The organism is Devosia sp. ZB163, from assembly GCF_028613635.1.
In the GTDB taxonomy this organism is placed as follows: Bacteria; Pseudomonadota; Alphaproteobacteria; order Rhizobiales; family Devosiaceae; genus Devosia_A.
Genome location: NZ_JAQRMY010000002.1, coordinates 526,520 through 548,959, shown reverse-complemented (window position 1 = coordinate 548,959; position 22,440 = coordinate 526,520). Strand labels below are relative to the sequence as shown.

At 64.7% G+C, this 22,440-nt stretch carries 25 protein-coding genes; 9 read left to right on the top strand and 16 right to left on the bottom strand.

The genetic code is table 11. The features are described from left to right. Positions 1-20 precede the first annotated feature (20 nt). Complete coding sequence (locus PRN20_RS10850) at positions 21-512, top strand: YciE/YciF ferroxidase family protein (RefSeq protein WP_273957367.1); 492 nt, start codon at positions 21-23, stop codon at positions 510-512. Between the two features lie 11 nt (positions 513-523). After that, positions 524-658: a hypothetical protein gene (locus PRN20_RS10845; RefSeq protein ID WP_273957366.1), complete on the top strand. Its 135-nt coding sequence runs from the start codon at positions 524-526 to the stop codon at positions 656-658. 1 nt (position 659) lies between these two features. On the opposite strand, the gene PRN20_RS10840 is transcribed toward PRN20_RS10845, so the two are convergent. From PRN20_RS10840 to PRN20_RS10805, 8 genes are all read right to left on the bottom strand, one after another. Beyond that, positions 660-1,646: an HWE histidine kinase domain-containing protein gene (locus PRN20_RS10840; protein WP_273957365.1), complete on the bottom strand. Its 987-nt coding sequence runs from the start codon at positions 1,644-1,646 to the stop codon at positions 660-662. A gap of 37 nt (positions 1,647-1,683) precedes the next feature. Beyond that, positions 1,684-2,703: a PAS domain S-box protein gene (locus PRN20_RS10835; RefSeq protein ID WP_273957364.1), complete on the bottom strand. Its 1,020-nt coding sequence runs from the start codon at positions 2,701-2,703 to the stop codon at positions 1,684-1,686. A gap of 278 nt (positions 2,704-2,981) precedes the next feature. Beyond that, the gene (locus PRN20_RS10830; RefSeq protein ID WP_273957363.1) at positions 2,982-3,950 is read right to left on the bottom strand and encodes an ABC transporter ATP-binding protein; all 969 of its coding nucleotides are present in this window, start codon (positions 3,948-3,950) and stop codon (positions 2,982-2,984) included. Further along, complete coding sequence (locus tag PRN20_RS10825) at positions 3,947-4,939, bottom strand: ABC transporter ATP-binding protein (protein WP_273957362.1); 993 nt, start codon at positions 4,937-4,939, stop codon at positions 3,947-3,949. The genes PRN20_RS10830 and PRN20_RS10825 overlap by 4 nt, the downstream gene beginning before the upstream one ends. Continuing rightward, a complete protein-coding gene (locus PRN20_RS10820) occupies positions 4,920-5,855 on the bottom strand; it encodes an ABC transporter permease (RefSeq protein WP_273957361.1) in 936 nt (311 codons plus the stop codon). Before PRN20_RS10820 ends, PRN20_RS10825 begins: the two co-directional genes overlap by 20 nt. Continuing rightward, positions 5,855-6,805: an ABC transporter permease gene (locus PRN20_RS10815; protein WP_273957360.1), complete on the bottom strand. Its 951-nt coding sequence runs from the start codon at positions 6,803-6,805 to the stop codon at positions 5,855-5,857. The genes PRN20_RS10820 and PRN20_RS10815 overlap by 1 nt, the downstream gene beginning before the upstream one ends. Before the next feature lie 39 nt (positions 6,806-6,844). After that, positions 6,845-8,413, bottom strand: coding sequence for an ABC transporter substrate-binding protein (locus PRN20_RS10810; RefSeq protein ID WP_273957359.1), 1,569 nt, complete (start codon positions 8,411-8,413; stop codon positions 6,845-6,847). Positions 8,414-8,611: 198 nt separating this feature from the next. Beyond that, the gene (locus tag PRN20_RS10805; RefSeq protein WP_273957358.1) at positions 8,612-9,496 is read right to left on the bottom strand and encodes a LysR family transcriptional regulator; all 885 of its coding nucleotides are present in this window, start codon (positions 9,494-9,496) and stop codon (positions 8,612-8,614) included. Between the two features lie 171 nt (positions 9,497-9,667). On the opposite strand from PRN20_RS10805, the gene PRN20_RS10800 reads away from it, so the two are divergent. Beyond that, entirely contained in the window at positions 9,668-10,693 is a 1,026-nt protein-coding gene (locus tag PRN20_RS10800) for a glutamate cyclase domain-containing protein (protein ID WP_273957357.1), read from the top strand. Positions 10,694-10,920: 227 nt separating this feature from the next. Here PRN20_RS10800 and PRN20_RS10795 read toward each other — a convergent pair whose 3' ends face one another. Beyond that, positions 10,921-11,118 (bottom strand): hypothetical protein, encoded by a 198-nt coding sequence (locus PRN20_RS10795; RefSeq protein WP_273957356.1) that lies wholly within the window; start codon positions 11,116-11,118, stop codon positions 10,921-10,923. After that, positions 11,115-11,516 carry a hypothetical protein gene (locus PRN20_RS10790; protein WP_273957355.1) on the bottom strand — a complete coding sequence of 134 codons (402 nt, stop codon included), beginning with the start codon at positions 11,514-11,516 and terminating at the stop codon, positions 11,115-11,117. Before PRN20_RS10790 ends, PRN20_RS10795 begins: the two co-directional genes overlap by 4 nt. 27 nt (positions 11,517-11,543) lie before the next feature. Here PRN20_RS10790 and PRN20_RS10785 point away from each other — a divergent pair, with 27 nt between their 5' ends. Beyond that, a complete protein-coding gene (locus PRN20_RS10785) occupies positions 11,544-11,900 on the top strand; it encodes a hypothetical protein (protein ID WP_273957354.1) in 357 nt (118 codons plus the stop codon). On the opposite strand, the gene PRN20_RS10780 is transcribed toward PRN20_RS10785, so the two are convergent. Next, positions 11,889-14,000, bottom strand: coding sequence for a GMC family oxidoreductase (locus PRN20_RS10780; protein WP_273957353.1), 2,112 nt, complete (start codon positions 13,998-14,000; stop codon positions 11,889-11,891). The genes PRN20_RS10785 and PRN20_RS10780 overlap by 12 nt on opposite strands. A gap of 336 nt (positions 14,001-14,336) precedes the next feature. On the opposite strand from PRN20_RS10780, the gene PRN20_RS10775 reads away from it, so the two are divergent. From PRN20_RS10775 to PRN20_RS10755, 5 genes are all read left to right on the top strand, one after another. Beyond that, a complete protein-coding gene (locus tag PRN20_RS10775; protein WP_273957352.1) occupies positions 14,337-15,533 on the top strand; it encodes a serine hydrolase domain-containing protein in 1,197 nt (398 codons plus the stop codon). A gap of 4 nt (positions 15,534-15,537) precedes the next feature. Beyond that, complete coding sequence (locus PRN20_RS10770; protein ID WP_273957351.1) at positions 15,538-15,885, top strand: hypothetical protein; 348 nt, start codon at positions 15,538-15,540, stop codon at positions 15,883-15,885. A 157-nt stretch (positions 15,886-16,042) separates the two neighbouring features. Beyond that, entirely contained in the window at positions 16,043-16,348 is a 306-nt protein-coding gene (locus PRN20_RS10765; RefSeq protein ID WP_273957350.1) for an ETC complex I subunit, read from the top strand. A gap of 11 nt (positions 16,349-16,359) precedes the next feature. After that, a complete protein-coding gene (locus PRN20_RS10760; RefSeq protein WP_273957349.1) occupies positions 16,360-17,262 on the top strand; it encodes a TraB/GumN family protein in 903 nt (300 codons plus the stop codon). A 6-nt stretch (positions 17,263-17,268) separates the two neighbouring features. Next, entirely contained in the window at positions 17,269-18,012 is a 744-nt protein-coding gene (locus PRN20_RS10755) for a sulfite exporter TauE/SafE family protein (RefSeq protein WP_273957348.1), read from the top strand. A gap of 7 nt (positions 18,013-18,019) precedes the next feature. On the opposite strand, the gene PRN20_RS10750 is transcribed toward PRN20_RS10755, so the two are convergent. The 5 genes from PRN20_RS10750 to PRN20_RS10730 all read right to left on the bottom strand — a co-directional run bounded on the left by PRN20_RS10750 (position 18,020) and on the right by PRN20_RS10730 (position 22,437). Next, positions 18,020-18,271 (bottom strand): DUF2442 domain-containing protein, encoded by a 252-nt coding sequence (locus PRN20_RS10750; protein ID WP_273957347.1) that lies wholly within the window; start codon positions 18,269-18,271, stop codon positions 18,020-18,022. Next, entirely contained in the window at positions 18,258-18,512 is a 255-nt protein-coding gene (locus tag PRN20_RS10745; protein WP_273957346.1) for a DUF4160 domain-containing protein, read from the bottom strand. Before PRN20_RS10745 ends, PRN20_RS10750 begins: the two co-directional genes overlap by 14 nt. 24 nt (positions 18,513-18,536) lie before the next feature. Beyond that, entirely contained in the window at positions 18,537-19,688 is a 1,152-nt protein-coding gene (locus PRN20_RS10740) for a Gfo/Idh/MocA family protein (RefSeq protein ID WP_273957345.1), read from the bottom strand. Positions 19,689-19,698: 10 nt separating this feature from the next. After that, on the bottom strand, positions 19,699-20,754 hold the full coding sequence (locus tag PRN20_RS10735) for a sugar phosphate isomerase/epimerase family protein (RefSeq protein ID WP_273958060.1): 1,056 nt from the start codon (positions 20,752-20,754) through the stop codon (positions 19,699-19,701). Positions 20,755-20,937: 183 nt separating this feature from the next. Continuing rightward, entirely contained in the window at positions 20,938-22,437 is a 1,500-nt protein-coding gene (locus PRN20_RS10730; protein WP_273957344.1) for a hypothetical protein, read from the bottom strand. Positions 22,438-22,440 lie beyond the last annotated feature (3 nt).

The window sequence follows — 22,440 nt, the reverse complement described above, 5'->3', positions numbered from 1 at the left end:
AACAGGCCACGGAGGAAATCATGGCTCAGGAAAAGACACTCGACGACCTCTTCCTCGATACCCTCAAGGACATCTATTACGCCGAACGGCAGATCGTGAAAGCGCTGCCGAAGATGGCGAAAGCGGCCGAATCCGCGGCTCTGAAAGCTGGTTTCGAGCACCATCTGAGGGAGAGCGAGGTCCACGTCGAACGCCTCGAGCAAGTGTTTGAGATGCTGGGCAAGCCGGCTCGCGGCAAGACCTGCGACGCTATCCTTGGCATCCTCGAAGAAGGCAAGACGATCATGGACGAGTACAAGGGCACCCCTGTCCTAGACGCCGGCCTCGTGGCGGCCGCACAGGCCGTCGAGCACTACGAGATCGCCCGCTATGGCACCCTAAAAGCCTGGGCCAAGGATCTCGGCCTCAACGATGCGATGAAGCTGTTCGACACTACGCTGTCCGAAGAAGTGGCGACTGACGAGAAGCTCTCGCAGTTGGGCGTCACCGAAGCCAATCGGAAGGCCGCCTGACGGTTGCCCACATGGCCCGCACCACTGCACAGAAGCCGGACATTTCCGAGGATCGCGCCTTTCAGGAGCGGTTCTGGACGGTGGAGCGTGTGGCGTGGGTGGCTTTTGCCCTGCTCATCATCGGTGCCATCGTTCCCAAGCAATAAGTCAGGCCGGAGGCCGGACCTCGAGGCTCCAGACTACGCCGTCCGGCTCGAAGCGCAGTTCGACTTTTCCGTCCACTGCGCGCTCGACCATGTCGACCATGACGACGTGCCCGAACCCCTTTCGCTCCGGAGCGACGACAGGCCGCGACACGGTCTCTCGCCAATCCATGCGCCAGCGGTCTCGATCCTTGGCCCGCCAGGTCACGGTCAGACGCCCACTTGGCTCCGCCAATGCTCCGTGCTTCAGGCTGTTGGTTGCCAGCTCATGCAGCGCCATTCCCAGCGTCTGCGCATGCTGCGGACATACCGAGATATCCGGCCCATCGAAGGCGATGCGTCCATCGCCTTCCATCGAGATCGTCTGGAACTGACCGGCAACGAGATCTCGCAATGACACCGACGTCCAGTCCTTTGCGACCAGCAGGTCATTGCTGGAAGCGAGACCCGATAGCCGAGAGGAAAAGGCGTCGAGGAACCGCTCGGGCTCGGTGGAACGGGCGGTGGCGCGTGCGATCGCCATCACCACCGTGATCAGGTTCTTGGTGCGATGGTTGAGTTCGCCCATCAGATATCGAGACTGCTGCTCGGCGTCGCGCTGTTCGGTCACGTCGGTGTTGACCCCAGTCATGCCGAGGAATGAACCGTCCCGGCCGAACCTCGGGTTCGCCTCTGTGCGCATGATGCGGTAGACGCCATCGGCGCGCTTGTAGCGTGCCTCGACGACAAACGGGGTGTGAGCGGCCATGGCCTCGCCGAACGGCCTGCTCAGCAGTTCGATGTCATCGGGGTGAAGCGTCGAGGTCCAGTCGAACTCGTCGAGACGCTCCGGATCGACGCCCCAGAACCGCCGCAGCGCACCGTTCAGGAACACGCAGCGACCGGAAGCGTCCCCCATCCACAGCATAGCGGGCGTGGTTTCGGCAACAGCTATCGCCAACTCGTCGTCGATCATCTTCATCTGGTTGGAATGGCCCCGTCGTTGGAGCACGGCAACGATGTCACCTTCGGCTCCAATGCACAACCTTTCAGCCCGCATGGAATCCAAGAGGGTCGACAATTTGCGGCCCAAAGGCAGAATCGGACTTGGTCGTCAGGGTCCAGCGCCAGCCAAGGTCGGACGAGTTCAGCGTCGCAAGCCCATTCAACGACATCGGAGCAACCTTGCTAAGGATCGTTCGTGCGAAGTCGTCGTTGGTGGTCGGCACACCGCCGGGGTCGTCGAGCTCTTCTGCCCACCCGAGCGCAAGGGACTGCCCGTCCTGATCGCTCGTCCAACTGATAGCGACGGCTCCGCTTTCCGACCTCGACAGCCGTTGGGCCGATCCGACGAACAGTTCGTGCAGTGCCAGACCAAGGGCCTGCGCAGCACTGGGCGAAACCCGAACCTCCGGGCCCGTCACGGTGTATCGCCCCTCCGCCATCGCGGCGATCACGCCGGCATGCGCCATTACCAGCTCTCTCAGATCGACGCCTTGCCAATCCGCCCGGACGATCAGGTCCTGAGTGAGGGACAGCGCGGCGATGCGCCCGGAAATGGCGCGGGAGAAATCGACGGGCGTGCTCGTATCGACTGTTTGGCGAACCATCGCCTCGATGACGGCCAGCAGATTCTTGGATCGATGGTTCACCTCACGCATGAGCAGTCGCTGGGTCTCACGACCTCTTCGCTCTTCGCTGATGTCGCGGGCGATCTTCGAGACGCCAACGATCCGCCCCTTGTCGTCCATAATCGGGGAGACCGTCAGGGAGATGTCGATCGGCGAACCGTCTTTGCGCCGGCGCTTCGTCTCGAAGTGCTCCAACCGCTCTCCACGACGAATGCGGCTGAGGATAAGCGTCTCCTCATCGCGACGGTCCAGCGGGATCAGCTTCAGGATCGACTGCCCGATCATCTCGTCCGCAGTGTAGCCGAAGATCCGCTGCGCGCTTGCGTTCCAGGACGTAACGATGCCGTCGAGCGTCTTCGAGACGATCGCATCGGTCGTACCTTCGACGATGGCGGCGAGCCACGCGTCGCTGGTGATAGTCGGAGGGTATGCGTTCATCGAGCCCCAGGCGGTTGCCGCGTTTCGCGCGCGCGTGCTCAACTTTTGAGCACAGCATTGGTTCCGCGAGCCGTGAAGGTCGAATGGGGTTGGTACGCTGACTCACACCCACAGCCGGAGGCCTCGCGCTGAATGAAGTCTGCGGAAGGCCTTCTCATCGGCCCCTCTCCCTGTTTCGGTTAACGGCTAACCCAGACGGCCAACAAGTCAACCGAAGTAGACCTCAGGGAGTGAGAGGACGAATGGTATAGTGAGCTTGGCGGGCGGACCGACCGCGCCTAGACAAATAGGCAGGCGGCAGAGTGCCGCTGCTCGATTTCATGCAGCGTTGGCAGCGTTTCGGCGCATTTGGATTGGGCGACGGGGCAGCGGGTGCGGAAGCGGCAACCGCTAGGGGGATTGGCAGGATTGGGCAGGTCGCCGGCTAGGACGATGCGTTCGCGCGCCTTCTCGACATCAGGGTCGGGCACGGGGACGGCCGAGAGCAATGCCTTGGTGTAGGGATGCCGCGGGTTCTCGAACAGCAGGCTGGTCGGTGCCTGTTCGACGATCTTGCCCAGATACATGACCGCCACTTCGTGGCTTATGTGACGCACCACCGAGAGGTCGTGCGAGATGAAGAGGAAGGATAGACCCAGCCGCTGCTGCAGGTCCTGCAGCAGGTTGAGGATTTGCGCCTGGATCGAAACATCGAGCGCCGACACCGCCTCGTCGCAGATGATGAGGTCGGGCTCCACCGCCAGCGCGCGGCAGATGGCAATGCGTTGCGCTTGTCCGCCCGAGAGTTCATGCGGATAGCGTTCGGCGAAGCGCTGCGGAATGCCCACCAGTTCGAGCAGTTCACGCACGCGCGGTTGCCGGCTGCCGCCGGTGTGGAGCTTGTGCAGGTCCAGCGCCTCAGCGATGAGATCGCCGATGGTCATACGCGGGTCGAGCGAGGCCGCGGCATCCTGGAAGATGATCTGGATGCGGCGGCGCATGCTGCGCAGCTTTTCCGGCGGCAACAGCATGAGGTCGACGCCGTCGAACATCACCCGGCCGGTGCCCTTGTTGAGCCGCAGCAGCGCATAGCCTGTCGTCGACTTACCGCAGCCGGATTCGCCGACGAGGCCTAGGGTCTGGCCCCGCTTGATGGTGATGTCGACGCCATCGACGGCGCGGACGACGTCGGGCTTGGCGAAGGGCCGCGCGCGGCCGGGGAAACTCACGGTCAGCCCTTCGGCCGACAGCAGCACAACCTGGGTCATGCCACCTTCTCCTTGCGCCAATAGGCACTGAGGTTGGCATGGCACGACGCGACGTGACCCTCAGCGATGGTCTCGAGCCTGGGCTTGCTTTCACGACAGGCGGCGACCGCCATTTCGCAGCGCGGCAGGAACGGACAGAGCGGCATCGGTTCGGCCAGGTTCGGTGGCATGCCTTCAATGGGACGCAGGCGGTGGCCGATATCGTCGACGCGCGGCGTGCAATTCATCAAACCGAGCGTGTAGCCGTGGGCTGGGCGGTAGAAGACTTCGCGCACCGGGCCGCTTTCGACGATGCGGCCGGCATACATCACGCTCACTTTATCACAGAGACCCGCGACGAGGCCGAGATCGTGACTGATCCAGATCACCGCCGTGCCCATTTCGGAGCGCAGACGACGAATGAGATCGATAATCTGCGCCTGGATGGTGACGTCGAGCGCCGTCGTCGCCTCGTCGGCGATCAGCAGGCGCGGATTACACGAGAGCGCGATGGCAATCATCACCCGCTGCCGCATGCCGCCCGAGAACTGATGCGGATACTCGTCGAGCCGCTTTTCGGCTCGCGGAATCCCGACCACTTCGAGCAGTTCGATGCTCCTGCGGCGGGCATCGCGGGCACTCATCCGAAGATGGCGCTGCAGCGTTTCCATCAGCTGCCGGCCTATGGTGAGCACGGGGTTCAGCGACCGCATCGGATCCTGGAAAATCATCGAGATGTGCCGCGCCCGGTAGTCGCGCAACTGCGCCGGCGTGAGCGCTAGCAAGTCGACGCCATCGAAGGTGATCTCGTCGGCTTCGATCCTGCCCGGCGGCTCCTTGATGAGCCGCATGATCGACATGGCGGTGATGGACTTGCCGCTGCCGCTCTCGCCCACCAGCCCCATCACTTCGCCCTCTTCGAGCTCGAAGGAGACGCCGTCGACGGCGCGCACGGTGCCGCGATCGGTGGAGAACCGCGTCCTCAGGTTCTTAACGGTCAGCAGAGGCACGAGGCGTCTCCCTGGAAGTAACCGCACGGCGGACCCACGAACGCGGATCCAGCGAGTCCCGCAGGCTGTCGCCCATGAAGTTGATGGCCATGACGCTCACGATGATGAAGCCGGTGGGCGCAAGGAACATCCAGGGCGCATCCACCATGAAACGGCGCGCCTCAGCGAGGTCGCGGCCCCAAGATGGCGTGGGCGGCTGAACACCCAGGCCGAGAAAGCTCAGCGACGCTTCGGCGACGATGGCCGCGGAGAAGACGATGGTGATCTGCACCACCAGCGGCGAGAGGATGTTGCGCAGCACATGCTGGAAGACGAGCCGCCACGAGCCAGCACCAAGCGCCCGGGTCGCTGTGATGTAAGTTTCCTCGCGCACCACCAGCGTCGCCGATCGCACCACGCGGGCCAGCACCGGGATCTGCACGATGCCGAGGGCCAATGTCACGGTGGTGAGGTCGGCGCCGAGGAGGCCGACGATCGCGACGCCGAGCAGCAGCGGCGGAAAGGTCAGGAACGCATCCATCAGACGCATCAGCACATTGTCGAGTCGGCCGCCGACATAGCCCGAGAGCAGTCCGATCGGCACGCCGAAGGCGGCGGCGAAGGCCACTGTCGAGAGCCCCACCGAGAGCGAGACCCGCGCCCCATGGGCCATGCGGGCCAGCACGTCGCGGCCGAAATGATCGGTGCCCAGCCAGTGCTCCCAACTCGGCCCATGGAGCTTGGACGAGAGCGCGATCTGGGTCGGGTCATAGGGAATGATCCAGGGCGCGAACACCGCAAGGAACACGATGAGCAACAGGCAGAAGAGACCCGCTGCGGCTGCCTTGTTGCGCAGCAGCTGGCGCATGGCCATGCGGAAGCCGGAGTCGTAGTTCGGCTCAACCGCTACCGGCGTGGAAGCGTCGTGAAAGGCCATCAGTAGCGGATCCTGGGATCGATAATGCCGTAGAGAATGTCGGCGATGATGTTGGCCAGCATGAAGAAGGCGGCGATCACCAATACGAAACCCTGGATGACCGGGAAGTCGCGATTGACCACCGCCGAGAGGATCGCCGAGCCCATGCCAGGAATGGCGAAGATGTGCTCGATCGTGACCTGGATGCCGATGAGGTAGCCGAACTGGATGGCGAGCATAGTCACGAACGGGATCATCGCGTTCTTGAGTGCATGCACGAGGAGGATGGTCAGCGGCTGCAGCCCCTTGGCATTGGCCGTGCGCATATAGTCCTGCCCCAGCACGTCGATCATGCTCGAGCGGAGGAGACGGGTGAAGATCGCGGTCTGCAGCGTGCCCAGGGCGACCGCCGGCAGCACATAGGGCTGGACCACGCCCCAAAGGCCCGGCGCGGTCGAGGCGCCCGAGCCGATGCCGGTAATGGGGAACCAACTCAGCGTGATCGAGAAGACGTAGATGAGGATCATCGCCAGCGCGAAGTTGGGCACGGCGAAACCGAATAGCGTGTAGCCGGTGGCGAGATAGTCGATCCAGGTGTTGCGCTTGAGCGCTGCGATGAGACCCAGCGGGATGGAGACGACCACCGCGAAGATCATGGCGCTCAATGCCAGCGCCAGCGAGATGGGGAGACGGTCAGCCAGCAGTTGCAGCACCGGCGTGTTCATGCGGATGGAGCGACCGAAATCGCCCTGCAACAGATCGCCTACCCAGAGCAGATACTGCATGTGCCAGGGTTGATCGAGGCGGAACTCGGCGCGTAGGGCCGCCTCCGCCTCCGGCGAGGTCTGCATGCCGAGCATGATCTGGACGGGATCACCCGGCGTGAACCGGATGATCAGGAAGATGGTGATCGTGACCACCAGCAGAACCAGAGGCATCTGGATCAGTCGCTTGACGAGATAGCTCCACATGGTGGCTCCTGGTCCTGGTGGTATCCGAACCTACGTGCGTCAGGCCCAGCTGACTTCGTCGACCATCTCGTTGAACTCCTGCGGCGTGGGCTCGAAGCCCTGCAGGCGCGCGTCAAAGATACGCACGAAGTTCACGTTGCAGTGGTAGATGTTCGGGTTCTCTTCGAGCGTCAGATCGGTGACTTGGCCGTAGAGCTCTGCACGACGGGCCACGTCGGTCTCGCCGCGGGCGGTATCGAGCAGCTCGTCCATCTGCGGCAGGTTGAGGGCGCCCGACGTGCCGCGCGAGTGCAGGAACCACCACGAGGTCGCGTCCGGATCGGGCGACACGATGGTGATGTCTTCGAGCGTCTGGTCGAAGTTCTTGTTGAGCCAGAGGTTGTTGAAGCCACCGATGTCGAGGCCGCGGATCTTGTAGTTGATGCCGATCTGGCTGACCATCGCGGCCACCAGTTCGAGTTCACGCCGCAGCCAATCCTTGTCGGAGGTGATGACCTCGACTTCGTAGCCCGATACGCCTGCCTGCGCCATCAGCTCCTTGGCCTTAGACAGATCTCCGTTCTTGGGGTAGCGGACGAGCGAGGACTTGTGCCCGAGGAAACCCGGCGGGATCTGGTTGTCGGTGACCGTTGCTTCGCCGGCATAGATCTCGTTGACGATGGCCTCGCGGTCGATCGCGTAGGAGATCGCCTGACGCACCAGCTTGTTGGTGTAGGGCGAGTTGCTGCCGCCGACCAGGTTAAACTGCTGATAGTCCCAGTTCCAGCCCGGGGTGGAGGTGACGCTGAAATTCGCGTTCGACCGCACGCCGGCCACTTCACGGGCCTCGGGGTGGGTGATGAAGTCCAGTTCGCCGTTCTGCAGCGCCTGCAGGCGGACGGTCGAGTCTGGGATGGCTCGGTAGAGCAGATGGTCGAGCTTGGGGAAGCCCGGACGCCAGTACTCGGCGTTCCTAGCAAGCTCGATCTCATTGCCGCGGCCAGCCGAGAAGACATAGGGGCCGTGGCCGATCGGATTGGCCGAATACTCGCCATCACCCATTTCCTTGTGGGCGTTCTGGCTAATGGTCATGCCGCCATAGCCCATGGTCACGCCCGGGAAGGCGCCGAAGGGCAGCTTGGTCTTGACCTCGAGCACGTACTTGCTGTCGACGGTCACGGTGTCGATCGGGAAGATCGCGGTACCGACCTGGAAGCTCGACGTATCGAGGTGGTAGCGCCAGGTATACGCAACGTCCTCGGCGGTGAACTCACCAAAGCCCTTGTGCCACTTGACGCCTTCCTTGAGGCGGACGCGCCAAGTAAGTGGATCAGGGTTGGTCCACTCTTCGGCGAGCCACGGCATGATGGTGCGCTCGGCGTAGTTAACGCGCACGAGGCCATCATAGATGTGGTTCATAATTATGCCGGCGGAGATGTCCCAGCGGATGACCGGGCTCAGGTTGCCGAAGTCCCCGCCCCACAGGCCAATGCGCAGATCGTTTCGCGCCGACTGCGCGATAGCGGGGAAGGCGCCGAAGCCGCCAGCCGCGGCGAGCGTGGCGCCAGCCGCAGCGGTCTTGATGAATTGGCGTCGGTTGAAACTGACCAACTTCGTTTTCTCAGTCATCCAAACTTCCGTCCTAGGTTCGGGTGCAACCTGTATGATCCTTCGATCATTTTGCCCGGCTCAGCAGGCGTTGGTGACTACAGCATCGCCCCCCAGCCTCGCGGTAGCCGCAAAGCTGGCAGCAGGCTGATGCGCAGGAGTCATCACTGGCTGCCTTGAATTCGACGTCGGTGCGTAGGCCTTAGGCACTATTCGCGTTCAACCCACGGGCCGTTCAAGTTCGCGCCCGAGCATCATCAGAAAGCGCTCGGCCGCGACGGTGGGCTTTCGCCCAGTCATCACCAAAACTTCGAAGCGCCCGTTGTTGAGTTCGGTCTCGGCCAGCGGGCGTTTGAGCAGCTTGCCCGACCGGATGGAGGCGGCGAACATCAGGTCGCTGGTGACCACCACGGCTTCTTCCATCAATGCGAACTGGTGCAGCAGTTCGACCGAGTTGGTTTCGATCTTGGGGATGATGTCCACCCCCCGCGTTCGGCATGCGTCATCGAAGAATTGGCGCGTGCCGGTTGGCCGCGTCGCCACACCGACGGGCCAGGTGACGAGGTTGCCGACCGAAAGATTGCGCTGCGATGCCAGTGGATGATCAGGCCGCATAATGGCCGTCAGCCGACAGTCGATGCTGAACATGGCGGTGACACCCGGATGCGAGTGGTTGCAGAGGGTTATGCCGAAGTCGCACTCGCCGTTGCGCACTGCGGTCACCACCGCGTCCGAGCCTGTCATGATCACCTCGAAGTTCACCCCCGGAAATTGATCGTGGAACTTCTCGATGACGCTCGGGATCACGTGCTGAATCATGGATTCGATCACATGCATCTTGATGTGACCGCGCTTGAGCCCCTGCAGCGCATTGATCTCGGACCGCGCCCGGTCCGAGGTGAAGCCGATCTCCCGGATGGCGCCGAACACCAACTCGCCGGCCGGTGTCAGGCGCACCCCCCGGGCATGCCTCTCGAAGAGCGGCGTCTCGTATTCTTCTTCGAGACTCTGGATCTGACGACTAATGGCGGACTGGTTGATCAGCAGGGCTTCGGCCGCCGCACGGATCGACCCGTGCTGTACAACCGCCAGAAAGTACCTCATCGACGTCTTGAGCAAAGTGCGGCCTTACTCCCGGGACTCAATCAAGGCGATGACCCACGGTCATCGCTTCTGAACCTTATTGCTGCTTCTCGTGATAGGCTAGACCTGATGTCCTTGGTGGATGCGGCATCCCGGCGCAGCCCGGCGTGGCCGAGATCAACGGAGAGACGAATGCCTGATACTACCGGCGAGGCCATAGACAAGATCTGCACCATCGAAGCGAAGAACCGCGGCATGCCGATTAATGTTCTGGCGCCGATGTACGCCGCCGCCCGCAAGCTCGTGGGCGACCGCCCGATCACTATGGTAGCCGCCGAAAAGCTGAGGGAAAACGTGGGCCAGGGTGACTCGGTGCTGGTGCTGACCGGTGCCGGCTATGCGCCGCAGATGCCGTTCGGCGAGAGCGACGGCCCTCCGGGTGCGGCTGCCATCGCGCGCGCCCTCTATCGCGGCCTCGGCGCCGTCCCGGTCTATGTGGTCGAAGAGTGCCACGCCGGTCCGGTCGTCGCCTCGAGCCACGCCCTCGGCCTGATGGTCAAGGAGCACTTCGAGGACGCCAAGGACAAGCGCCTCGGCTCGACCATTGTCTATGCGCCCAGGAACCAGACCGACGTGCAGAAGTGGGCCAAGGACCTGCTCGACAAGTACCAACCCAAGGCTCTGATTAGCGCCGAGCGCATCGGTCCGGGCAAAGACGGCATTCTGCATAGTGCCACCGGCATTCCGTTCTATGATCCGTCCTCGCCGAGTGCCACCGGCATCATCGACATCTCGGCGGTCGTCACCGAAGCCACCAAGCGTGGCATCCTTACGATCGGCATCGGCGATCACGGCAACGAAATCGGCTTCGGCGCCATCCACGACACCGTGGTCAAGACCATGCCGCGCGGCGAGTTCTTGGGCACCACCACCGCCTGCGACATCGTGCTGCCGGTGATGATGAGCAACTGGGGCTGCTACGGCATCGAGGCGGCTCTCGCCTACCTGCTTAAGAAGCCCGAGATCATCCACACCCCGGCTCAGGAAGAGCGCATGCTGCGCCAATGCCTCGATGCCGGCGGTCTCGAAGCCATGATGTGCACCACCGACTTCCTCGTCGACGGTCTCGATGGGGAAACCTCGATGGCCGTAATGCAGATCCTGGGCAACATCGTTCGCAAGAACCTCGAAGTCCCGACCACCGGCGTGGCCCACTAAGCCCGCCGCGCGCGGCGACGACAGCCTCCCCAGGTCCGTCGCCGCACGTTTCTCGGCACAGGAGCTTCGCGCCAGAAGTGAGGGCCCTCTACTCTGAGTCGGCCGAGGTATCTCGTGCAGTTTCGAACTGCCTATTATCGACGAGAAGGCATGCTTGCCAGCCGGTCATCCGTTGCGGACACGGGAAGTGCGATACTTCGATTCCCTCCGGCGGCGACATTGAGCACTTAAGTCCGACGCCGTTTCAGATGACCCGCGTCAAACCGGTTGCGAAGCTGTTCGAAGGTCACACGGCGGACGACGATCTCAGCGAGTTCCTCTGTCAACGTTGCGGCATCAAATTCAGCCACATGACTTAGTTCGTTGATTGACTCCAGTAAGCGACTTACAGCCTCATCCTCCGGGTTCGCGTCGATGCGGTTCATGATGCCATCCGTGCGTTGGAACCCCGAATGATCTCAGCGACCTCGGCCCCCGTGAGGTACTCCTTTGCCGCCAACGCCGTCGCGACGGCCCGCAGCTCCTCGAGGTGCGCGGCGAGCAATTCGGTAACGCTCCCGTCGATCCTCGCCAGCCTTTCCTTGACGGCTTCAAGGATGCCGGGATGCCAGAGTAAGTCGGCGCCGCCCAGGTAGGTGAGGCCCGGTGCGGTTCCAAAACCGTAGAGCATCTCGATCGCCTTCGCGAGCGTGGTGGCACGCTCGAGGTCCGAACCCTGACCGCCCCCTGCCCCTGTTGTGGGTTCATCGAGAGGCAGCTTCTCGCTACCCCTCCCAGCCAGCAGAACGCTAATTTCAGTCTCGAGCTTGGATAGGGAGAGCAACTCTGTCAGCGCACCGCTGAAGTGTACTTGACCGCCATCACGCAGGTCGTGCGTGAAGAGATCGATTCCCAGACCCGCAACGCCGCCTACACGATCGTTTCGGGCAAGGGTTGCACCTACTTTGGCATCGGCGCCGGCATCGCGCGGATCGTGGCGGCGATCCGCCAGGACGAAGAGGCCTTGCTCTCGGTTTCGATCGTCACGTCGGAGGTCGAGGGCGTGCGCGACGTGGCTCTCTCGCTCCCCCGCGTCGTCGGTGGCAAGGGAGTGACCGCCGACCTGTTCCCCGAACTCGACCAGGCGGAGCATGCCGAGCTGGAGCGTAGCGCCTCGCTGCTGCGAGGGCTTTTCGACTCGATCACGCTCGGGTCATCACCCGGCTGACAGCTGGCTCGCGATGTGGGCCGAGTTGCGGAACGCGAGAGCCATGATGGTCAGCACCGGGTTGAAGCCGCCATTGGTGGGATGGAGCGAGCCGTCGGAGACGAACAGGTTGTCGTGCCCCCACACGCGCCCCCACTTGTCGGTCACCGACGTCTCGGGATCGGTGCCCATCCGGCACGTGCCGGCCTGGTGCTGCCCGGCCGAGAGCCGCGCCACGGGATCGTGGCTCCAGGTCCGGCGGGCGCCCGCGGCCCGCAGCCAGTCGGCCGCCCGCTCGTTCATGAAGCGGGTCGTCCGAACCGTCTCCTCATGCGCCACGCCGGACAGCCGCGCCACGGCGAGGCCGAAGCCGTCGCGGACGCGAGGGTCGAGCTGGACCCGGCTCTCCGGATTGGGGATCTCGTGCACAGGTCCCTTTACCGCGGTGATGTGCCGGTAGCCGTGCCGCATGAACTCCTTGGCGCCAAGACCCCAGCGCGGGACACCCGCCGGCCGCGCCGTCTTCCAGAAGATCGCGGGCAGCATGATGAAGTCGTCGGCCAGCATGCCGCCGCCGATCACGCCGGGGTTGCCGTGGTTGAAGTCGACGGTGGCGACGGTGACGCCCGGCCCGCGGGGATCGTAAACCTCCTCGTCGAACTCGCCCCAGGCCGAGGCGTAGTAATGCCCCTGCAGGTGCCGCCCGACCTGGTCATGCGCATTTCCCAGCCCGTCCGGATGCAGCGGCGACCGCGACAGCAGCAGCAGACGGGCGCTCTCGATGGCACCGGCCGAGAGCACCACCGCCTTCGCCCGAACCGTCCGCCGGACCCGCCGGCCCTCGCTGTCGTCGATGAAGGTGACGCCTGTGACCTTGCCGCTCGCGTCGGTATCGACCTGCTCGACCATGGCGTGGGCGACCAGCTCGCAATTGCCGGTCGCGATGGCGCTCGGCAGCACAGTGTTCTGGGTGCCGTTCTTGCCATCGCTGGGACAGGCGAACCCGATGCACGAGCCGCATTCGATGCAGGCGGGCCTGCCGTCGCGCGACACGGTATTGATGGCGAGCGGCGGCACGAGGGTCCTGAACCCTAGCCCCGCCGCGCCTTCCTTCAGCAGTGCCGCGGTCCGGTGCTGCCAGACCGGCGGCATGGGATAGTCCCGCGCGCGCCCGCCCTTGTGCGGATTGTCGTCGCTCTGACCGGCGACGCCGATCTCCCACTCCGCCTGCTCATAGAAGGGGGCAAGCTCGTCATAGCCGATCGGCCAGTCGGTCAGCGACGAGCCGGCCGGGACGCCATAGAGGCTCGCCATGCGGAAGTCGTCGGGCAGGAAACGCCACGCCTGCGCGCCGTAGACCACGGTCCCGCTGCCGACGGCTGCCGCGTTGTTCTGGTAGCCCGCCTCATGCGGACGGACCACGCGCTCGATCCCCTGCGCATCGACGAAGACGCGCGGGTTATGGTCGATGTCGGGTCCGGTGTTGTGGCCATATTGGGCAAGGCGCTGGTTGCGCAGGTGGTCGCGCCGACCATCCGTTTCGTAGCCGATGTGCGGGCCGCGCTCGAGGACGAGCACGCGCAGCCCCGCCTCCGCCAGCACCTTCGCCATGATGCCGCCGGCCGCTCCAGCGCCGACGACGATGACATCGTAGCTATCCTGTGCCCGCCCCAGCCGCTGGGCCAGCGGAGGCCGTCCGGCAGTCGGTCCGTCCGGCCCGTCCGGGAGACGATGCCCGTAGCCGATCATCGACCACGAAGCGGCATCGCGGTTACCGCCATTGCCGGGATCGGCATAAAAGCCCTCGGCCACGAGTTCGGCGAGCACCGCGAACCAACCCTCGTCCGAAACCCCGGCGAGCAGATCGTCGCGTTGCGCCTCGGTCAGCGACGCAAAGCCGGCGTCAAAGCGGGATGTCGCGGCCTGTTCGAGCCCGGCCAACCCTGCCGCAATCGCCTCGGCATGGCCCCTGGCGTCGCCGGCGAGCTGGGCCCGGACGTAGTTCTCGGTCCCGAGGTCGATGGCTCCGGGGTCGCTGTCGCGCGGTATGATGCGATCGATCGCGGCGCGGAGGTTGTCGGTGGGCCCTGTGCTGGAGCCGGTGCTGATGTCAGAGGTCATCTGCTGCCTGTTTTGATCGACCGAGCCGGTGTTCTCCTGGTCGACATACAGCCTGCCCCCGGCGCTCGATCCCCCTACTTAGGGTGATATCGCACCGGCTTCCCACCCGACGCACCGAGGACCATACGCGGCGTCCCGGGGTTCGGCGACGGGGCCGACACGACAAGGCACAAGGATTTTCCGCGATCGCCCCCTGATGGAAATGAGCGGCTAATTCGGCGCAGCTTGCGCCGGGTGCGTACACCCTTCGTAGATCGAACGCCCACCGACCTGTGGCCGGGCTGCGGCGCTCGGACCTAGTGTCCGACGCGACTCCACCCGACCGAGGAGGACGACATGTCGAGAGTGCTGTGCATGCTGATTGCCGCCGTCTGGTGGACCGGCAGCGCCATGGCGGCGAGTACGCCGGCGCTCAGGCAGATCGATCCGGCGGCCCTGGAGGACAAGGTTGCGGCGCTGGCCAAGGAGCTGCTGCTTCCGGGAGCCATGGTGCTGCTTCACACGCCTCAGGGCGACTACGCGATCGGCTACGGCACGACCGAGTTGGGCAAGTCGGATGTTCCCAATGCCGGAACGCATTTCCGGGCCGCCTCGAACACCAAGACGATGACGGCCGCGGTGATCGTGCAGCTCATCCAGGAGGGCAAGCTCGGCTTCGACGATCCGATCACGAAGTACGTGCCCGGCGTCCCCAACGGGGAGAACATCGACATCGACCAGCTGATCCGGATGCGCAGCGGCCTTTACAACTTCACCGACGCACCGGAGCTCTCGGAAAGCCTCGACAACGATCCGGACAAGGTGTGGACCCGGGAGGAACTGCTCAAGCTGGCGTTCGCGCATCCGCCGAACTTTGCACCCGGAGCGGCGTATGAGTACAACAACACCAACTACCTGCTGCTCGGCCTCGTGATCGAAAAGCTCGAAGGCAAGCCGCTCGCCACCGTGTTTCAGGCTCGCCTGTTCGGCCCGCTCGGGATGAAGAACACGGCTCTGCCCGACGCCGCGTCGAACGCTATTCCCGAGCCGTTCTCGCATGGCTACCTCTACGGCGGGAGCTCCTATGCGATGGTGGATGCGCCGTACCCCGCCGATCTCCAGGCCGCCGCGAAGGCGGGCACTCTCAAGCCGAACGACGTGACCTGGCAGAACCCATCGCCCTACTCGGCCGCTGGCGGCGCCATCTCGACCGCCAGCGATCTCGCGACCTGGATGACAGCACTCGTGGACGGCAAGCTCTTCGACGCCGAGTACCACGACAAATGGCTTCAGAGTCCCCTGCCCGAGGACCCGGCCAAGCCGAACGGCCAGCGATACGGCTACGGCATCGCGTTCACCAACGTCGGTCCAAACAAGCTCTACTTCCACGGCGGGGAAATGCCCGGCTTCCAATCCTTCATGGGCCGGGATTCCGAGAACGACGTGACGCTGGTCGTCTGGACCAACCTGACCCTCGCTCTCGATGCCAAGCCGACCGCCAACACGATGATGCTGATGCTGCTGGGCGAAATCTACACCGCGCCGATCCAGTAGCTCCATGAGCAGAGCCCTGACCTTCGCCGCCCTCGTCGAGATCCTCACCGGCGCCGCGTTGCTGCTCGCTCCCGCGCTGGTCGGGCAGCTCCTGCTCGGAGAGGATCTGGCGGGCATCGCCGTGCCGGTCGCTCGCATCCTGGGGATTGCGCTGCTCGGCCTCGGGATCGCCTGCTGGCCCGGCCCGCCCATCGCGGGGATGCTGGTCTATGGGGCGGGCGTCGCGGTCTACCTCGCCTGGCTCGGCTTCCGGGGCGAGGCTACAGGCGTCCTGCTGTGGCCGGTCGTCGTGCTGCACGTAGTGGTGGCGGCCCTGCTGCTGCGAGTGCTGGTTGCCGACTGGCGGCGCTAGGGCTGGGCCGGATTCCGGCCGCCGCAGCAGAAAGGGTTGACCGCTCCCGGTTTTTGTCCAAATTGCGGGGCGTTGACCCACGGGGGCAGAAGGACTCGAAAGGGTACTGAAAGACCCTTATGGTTCGGCCAAACTCGACAAGGACTCGATAGCGATCATGACGGCACGTATCTTCCGGCCTGCGCCCAATGCCATGCAGTCCGGCCGAGGCAAGTCCAACGAATGGGTGCTCGTCTACGAGCCCGCCTCGCCGCGCGAGATCGAGCCGCTGATGGGCTACACTTCGACCAGCGATGCCCGCGCGCAGATCCGCCTCTCCTTCGATACGCTCGAGGAAGCCGAGGCTTACGCGCACCGCAACGGCATCGCCTACCAGGTGATGCCCGACCACAAGCCCACCGTGAAGCGGAACAACTACTCGGACAACTTCCGCTCCGATCGCAAGACACCCTGGACGCACTGAGGACCGGCGGCGTGGGTTTGTTCCGACGCCTCGTCCTGACCGCGCTGGCCACGGCCAGCCTCAGCTCGCCGGCGCTGGCCGACCCTGCCCTCTGGCGGGTCAGCGACAGCGACAGCGACATCTACCTCTTCGGTTCCGTCCACATCTTCACGCGCGAGATGAACTGGCGCACGCCTCAGTTCGACGCGCTGCTGAAGTCGGCCGACCACGTCGTTTTCGAGGTGGTGATGGACGTCGATGCCTACTCGACCCTCACCTACATCACCATGACCGAGGGGACGCTCCCCAACGGCGAATTGCTGGGCGACATGCTGAGCGCCGACCAATACTCGACCCTTGCGGAGGTAACGAGCTCCCTCGGCCTCGAGATGGGGGCGCTGGAACGGATGCAGCCCTGGCTGGCGGCGATGACGCTCGGACAGATGGCGATGCCCAAGACGAGCGCCGGCGTCGAGCTGCTCATCGACAGTGAGGTCGAGCCCGAGCGCAAGCGCAGCCTCGAGACGGTCGAGGAGCAGATGGACCTGTTCGCCGGCGGCACGCGCGCGGAGCAGATCGAGGGGCTGATGTCCACGGTCGAGGGCATCGAGAGCGGCATGCTGGTCGAACTCGAGCCACTGGTCGATGCCTGGGAGAGCGGCGACACTGACGCGCTCAAGGCGGCGATGGATGGGTTCATCACGCCGCGTGACAAGGCGGCCTATGCCAAGCTGATCGACGAGCGCAACGCCAAGTGGATCGCGCCGCTCGAGCAGCTCCTGGCCGAGAACGACAACGCGCTGGTGATCGTCGGCGCCGGCCACCTGGTCGGGCCCGAGGGCGTGCCAGCCCTGCTCGAAGGCAAGGGCTACAAGGTCGAGCGCATCGATGCGCCCACCACAGCCGGCTCGCATGTCGACGGCGCCCGCCGGTAGCCAGAGGTGGACGGAACGCTGCTTCTCATCGGCCTTGGGGCCGCGGCGGCCGGATTTGCCCAGGGCATATCGGGCTTTGCCTTCTCGCTGGTGGCGCTGTCGGTCTGGGCCTGGGGCATCAATCCGGTGCTGGCGGCCGTGCTGGCCGTGTTCGGCTCGCTGGTCGGCCAGCTCGTCACCCTGCCCTTCGTGTGGCGCGGCTTCAACCTGCGGCAGGCCCTGCCCTTTGTCCTCGGCGGGCTCGTGGGCATTCCCATCGGGGCGCAGTTCGTGGGGGCGGCGGACCCTACCCTGTTCAAGTTCGTGCTGGGGCTGTTCCTGCTGATCTACTGCCCCGCCATGCTGCTGATGCGACCCGACCTGCGGATCAAGGCCGGCGGGCGCATCGCCGACGCGGTAGTGGGGTGGATCGGCGGCGTACTTGGAGGCTTCTCAGGACTGTCGGGGCCGGCGCCGACGCTGTGGGCGACGCTCAGGGGGCTGAGCAAGGACGAGCAGCGCGGCATCCTGCAGGGCTTCAACATCGCCATGCATACAGGAACGCTGGCGGTCTACGCCGCGTCGGGCCGGATCGTGGCGGACATGGCGGCACCGCTGGCAGTGACCGGACTGGTGCTGGTGCCGTTCGCCATCATGGGCGTGCTGGTATTCCGTCAGCTCAGCACCGTCGGGTTCCGGCGACTGGTGCTGATGGTGTTGACCGTGTCGGGGCTTGTGCTGGTCTGGGGCGCGGTGGCGGCCTGGGTGTAGCCTGCTGCTACTCTGCAGCCGCGACTTTGCGCCGGCGATTAGTCATGTCGCCGCGCCCGGCAAGCAGTCCCTCGACCGAGATGTCCTCGTCGAGCTCCTCCCAGTGCAGACCACGGGAGCTAAGATAGAACCGCGCACGCTGTTCCGCCGTTGCTTCCTCGAGGATCGGGAACCACGAGAGGGGCACGCCAAGTACGCGACCATCCGACAAGTCGACCCAGAACTTGTCGCCCTCGAACCGGATGTCAGTCGGCTTCACCAAAGAAGTCGTTCCAGACTGTTTCGATCGTTCCACGTTGCGCCTCGATGATCGGGATCATCTGCCTGATGGTCCGTGCGTCGAAGCCGTCATTATAGGCCAGGGTGACCTCGGGCCAAAGCCAGAACTTGGCGTCGATGCCGTCCTTGACCATGTGGATATGCGTTGGCTCACGAGGATTGCCCTCGTTGGCGTAGAACTGGAACCGGTAACCGCGATGGCGGAAGACCACTGGTGACATGATCTCCCGCCCGCTTGAGTTGGACTAGACCTCGCTGAGCTTGGTCCACTTGCCGTCGTTCTTCGACGACGCGACCGAGGCCATGATGAACTCCATGCCCTCGACGCCATCGGCGAGGCTGGGCAGCAGTCCTGCCACGTCCTTGCCCTCGCCGCGGATGACCTGGGCGAACTGGCTGTAGAGCGTGGCGAAGGCTTCGAGGTAGCCCTCGGGATGGCCGGACGGGATGCGGACGTTCATCGAGGCGGCCGGATCGGCCGAGATGGCGCCGCCGCGGGTCAGCAACTGCCTGGGCTTACCGAACTCGGAGAACCACATGTAGTTCGGGTTGTCCTGCCGCCACTCGAGGCCGCCCTTCTCGCCATAGACGCGCAACTGCAGGCCGTTCTCGTTGCCCACCGCGACCTGGCTAGCCCAGAGCATGCCCTTGGCGCCGCCGACGAAGCGCAGCTTGATCTGCACGTCGTCGTCGAGCTTCCGGCCCTTGACGAAGCTGGTGAGCTCGGCGCTCACCGCCTCGGTCTTCAGCCCGGTGACGAAGCGCGCGAGGTTGTAGGCATGCGTGCCGATATCGCCGATGGCGCCGCCCGCGCCGGAGCGCTTGGGATCGGTGCGCCAGCTCGCCTGCTTGTTGCCCGGGTCGGCCGCGTTGGTCAGCCAGTCCTGCGGGTATTCCACCTGCACGACGCGGATCTTGCCCAGCGCTCCCGACTTCACCAGCTCGCGCGCCTGCCGCACCAGCGGGTAGCCGGTGTAGTTGTGCGTCAGCAGGAACTTGGCACCCTTCTTCGGCTTGATCGCCGCCAGCGCCCGCGCATCCTCGAGCGTCGAGGTCAGCGGCTTGTCGCAGATGACGTGGATACCGGCCTCGAGGAAGGCCTTGGCCGGGCCGTAGTGCATGTGGTTGGGCGTCACGATCGCCACGGCCTGGATGCCGTCCTTGCGGGCCGATTCCTTGGCCGCCATCTCCTCGTAGGAGGTGTAGATGCGGTCCTCGGCGAGGCCGATGTTCTTGCCGGACTCGATCGCCACTTCGGGGCGCGACGAGAGTGCGCCGGCGACGAGTTCATAGTCGCCATCGATGCGGGCCGCGACACGGTGGACGTAGCCGATGAAGGCCCCGGTCCCGCCGCCGACCATGCCAAGACGAATGCGCGGTGCGCCGTTCTCTGCCATTTCTTCCCCCTTAGCTCAGACCGAGAATCTTGCGGTTGGCCGCCTTGTCGGTGCCCGACGACGCGAAGTCGTCGAAGGCTTTCTCGGTGACGTTGATGATGTGGCTCTGGATGAAAGGAGCCCCTTCCGCCGCGCCTTGCTCGGCCGACTTGATGGCGCATTCCCATTCCAGCACCGCCCAGCCATCGAAGCCGTAGGCGCTGAGCTTACTGAAGATGCCGACGAAATCGACCTGGCCATCGCCGAGCGAGCGGAAGCGCCCTGCCCGGTTCACCCAGTTCTGGAAGCCGCCATAGACGCCCTGCTTGCCGGTCGGATTGAACTCGGCGTCCTTGACGTGGAACATCCGGATCCGGTCGTGGTAGAAATCGATGTACTGCAGGTAGTCCAGCTGCTGCAGCACGAAGTGGCTGGGATCGTAGAGCAGGTTCGCGCGCGGGTGGTTGTTCACCCGCTCGAGGAACATCTCGTAGGTGACCCCGTCGTGCAGGTCCTCGCTCGGATGGATCTCGTAGCAGACGTCGACGCCGTGCTTGTCGAACTCGTTGAGGATCGGGGTCCAGCGACGGGCCAGTTCATCGAAGGCCTCTTCGACGAGGCCGGCGGGGCGCTGCGGGAACGGATAGAGGAACGGCCAGGCGAGCGCGCCCGAGAAGGTCGCATGGGCCTTGAGGCCGAGGTTCTTGGATGCAGCAGCGCAATGCTTCAGGTGCTGCACGGCCCATTCCTGCCGCGCCGCGGGGTTGCCGCGCACGGCCGGGATGGCGAAGCCGTCGGACAGCGTGTCGTAGACCGGATGCACCGCGACGAGCTGGCCGATGATGTGGCTCGCGAGCTCGGCGATCTCGAGCCCGTGGCTCTGCACGGTGCCCTTCACCTCGTCGGCGTAAGTCTTTGACGTCGCGGCCTTTTCGACATCGACGAAGTGCGTGAGCCAGGTCGGGATCTGCACGCCCTTGTAGCCGAGATCGGCCGCCCAGGCGCAGATGTTGTCGAGCGTGTCGAACGGTGCCTTGTCGCCCGCGAACTGGGCGAGAAAGATCGCCGGCCCCTTGATGGTGCGCATCATGATTACCTCCCTGTGGACGACGGTTCGGCCGCCGTCTGGTGCACGTACCTCAGTCTAGCGGGGAGTGATCGGCCGTTCGGATGCAACTTCGCCGATGAGCCGAGCCGCCGCTGACATGTCGGCTGCTACCTTCAACGAGCGCCCGCAACTGTCAAGGCGGGAGCGGCCGGGATTCCGGTTCTACTTGATGTAGTTGACCAAGGAGAGCTGGCTGAGCAGCGCCGTTGTCTGGTAGCTGGCCTCGAGCCGGGTCTTCAGCGCCAGGATCTCCATGGCGATGGTCTCGGTCGGTGCGTTCTCGATGTCCTCGAGCATGTTGGTCAGGTGGGCCGAATGGGCGGTATGTCGCTCGGTGATGGCGCCGGTGGTGCTCTGTGCGAGGCCGAGCTCGACCGTGATGGCCGCGAGCGAGCCCGGGTTGTTGTCCTTGGTGTCGGCGAGTCGGGTCGCCTGGCGCTCCATCATCGAGGTGTAGCGAACCGAGGAGGTAGGATCGGAGTCCGGGAAATCCTGCACCGCCAGGGCGGCGAGGGTCTGGATGAGATTGACGAAGCCGAGCTCGTTGGCCTGGACGCCGTAGTTGACGGTGGTCCCCTCGCCTACCCGCGCCGTCACCGTGCTGCGCGGATCGGCGCTGTCCTCGCCGGTGTACCACAGCATGGTGTTGGCGTTGGTGCCGGCGATGGTGCCGGTCGCCGTGTCGTAGGGCGGGCCATCGACGCGCTGGACGGGCGTCCCCTGCCCGTTGAAGAAGTTCTCGGCCGCCGCGTAGGCGGAGGCGGAGACCATGCTGGTCTGGGCGAGATCCTTCACCGAGGCGGTGAGCGCGGTCTGAAAGCTCGCGGCTGTGGCGTCCGCATCGGCGCCGATCTGGAACTCGCCGGGGCCCGGCGTGCCGGTGGTCGCAACCAGCATGACCTGCTCCTCGGTGCCATCCGGCAGCGTGAAGTTCACCTGCACCTTCTCGCCGGCTGTCGGCAGGGTGGCACCGAACTGCACGGTCAGCGAAGCCGGGCTGCCACTGGGCGCGGTCACCGAGATGTTGGCCGAGGTCGTGGTGGCGCCGGAGAGCTTCATGCCGAAGACGGTGTTCTCCTCGGCCAGCGTCACCGTGTCGGTGGCGACCGTGACGTCGAGCCGGCCCTGCTGGTCGGGGCCGAGATCGGCGAGCTTGCGCTCGGCGGCGACCTGCTTGAAGCCCGCCCTAGCGCCGACGCCGTTCATGATGTCCTTGGGCATGCCGACGGGGTTCTTGTCGGTCTTGTTGCCGCCGAACATGAAGCGGCCGGCGATGTCGGTGTTGAGCAGCGTCAGCACTTCGTCGAAGCGCGACATGGCGAGCGTCGGCGCCGTCTGGAAGTTGAGCCCGGACGTGCCACCGCCGCCCGAGAGCGCCGCGGCGCGGGCATCGCCCTCGATGGTATCGAGCCGGGTCATCACCGAGTCGAGCGCTTCCAGCCTGAGGTTCACCACCGAGATCGACTGCTGGTAGCCATCCATGCGCGCGATGCGCTGACGGAGCGCGAGGTCGAAATAACGGTCCGAGCCCATCTCGGCGAGCGTCGCCGCCTTCTCGCCCGTCGCCAGCTGCGTCTGCAGCTTGTCGTAGCGGGCCTTCATGTCCGTGATGTTCTTGATGCCGTTGGCCAGCGGGAACATCGTCTTGGCGACAGAGGTCATGAT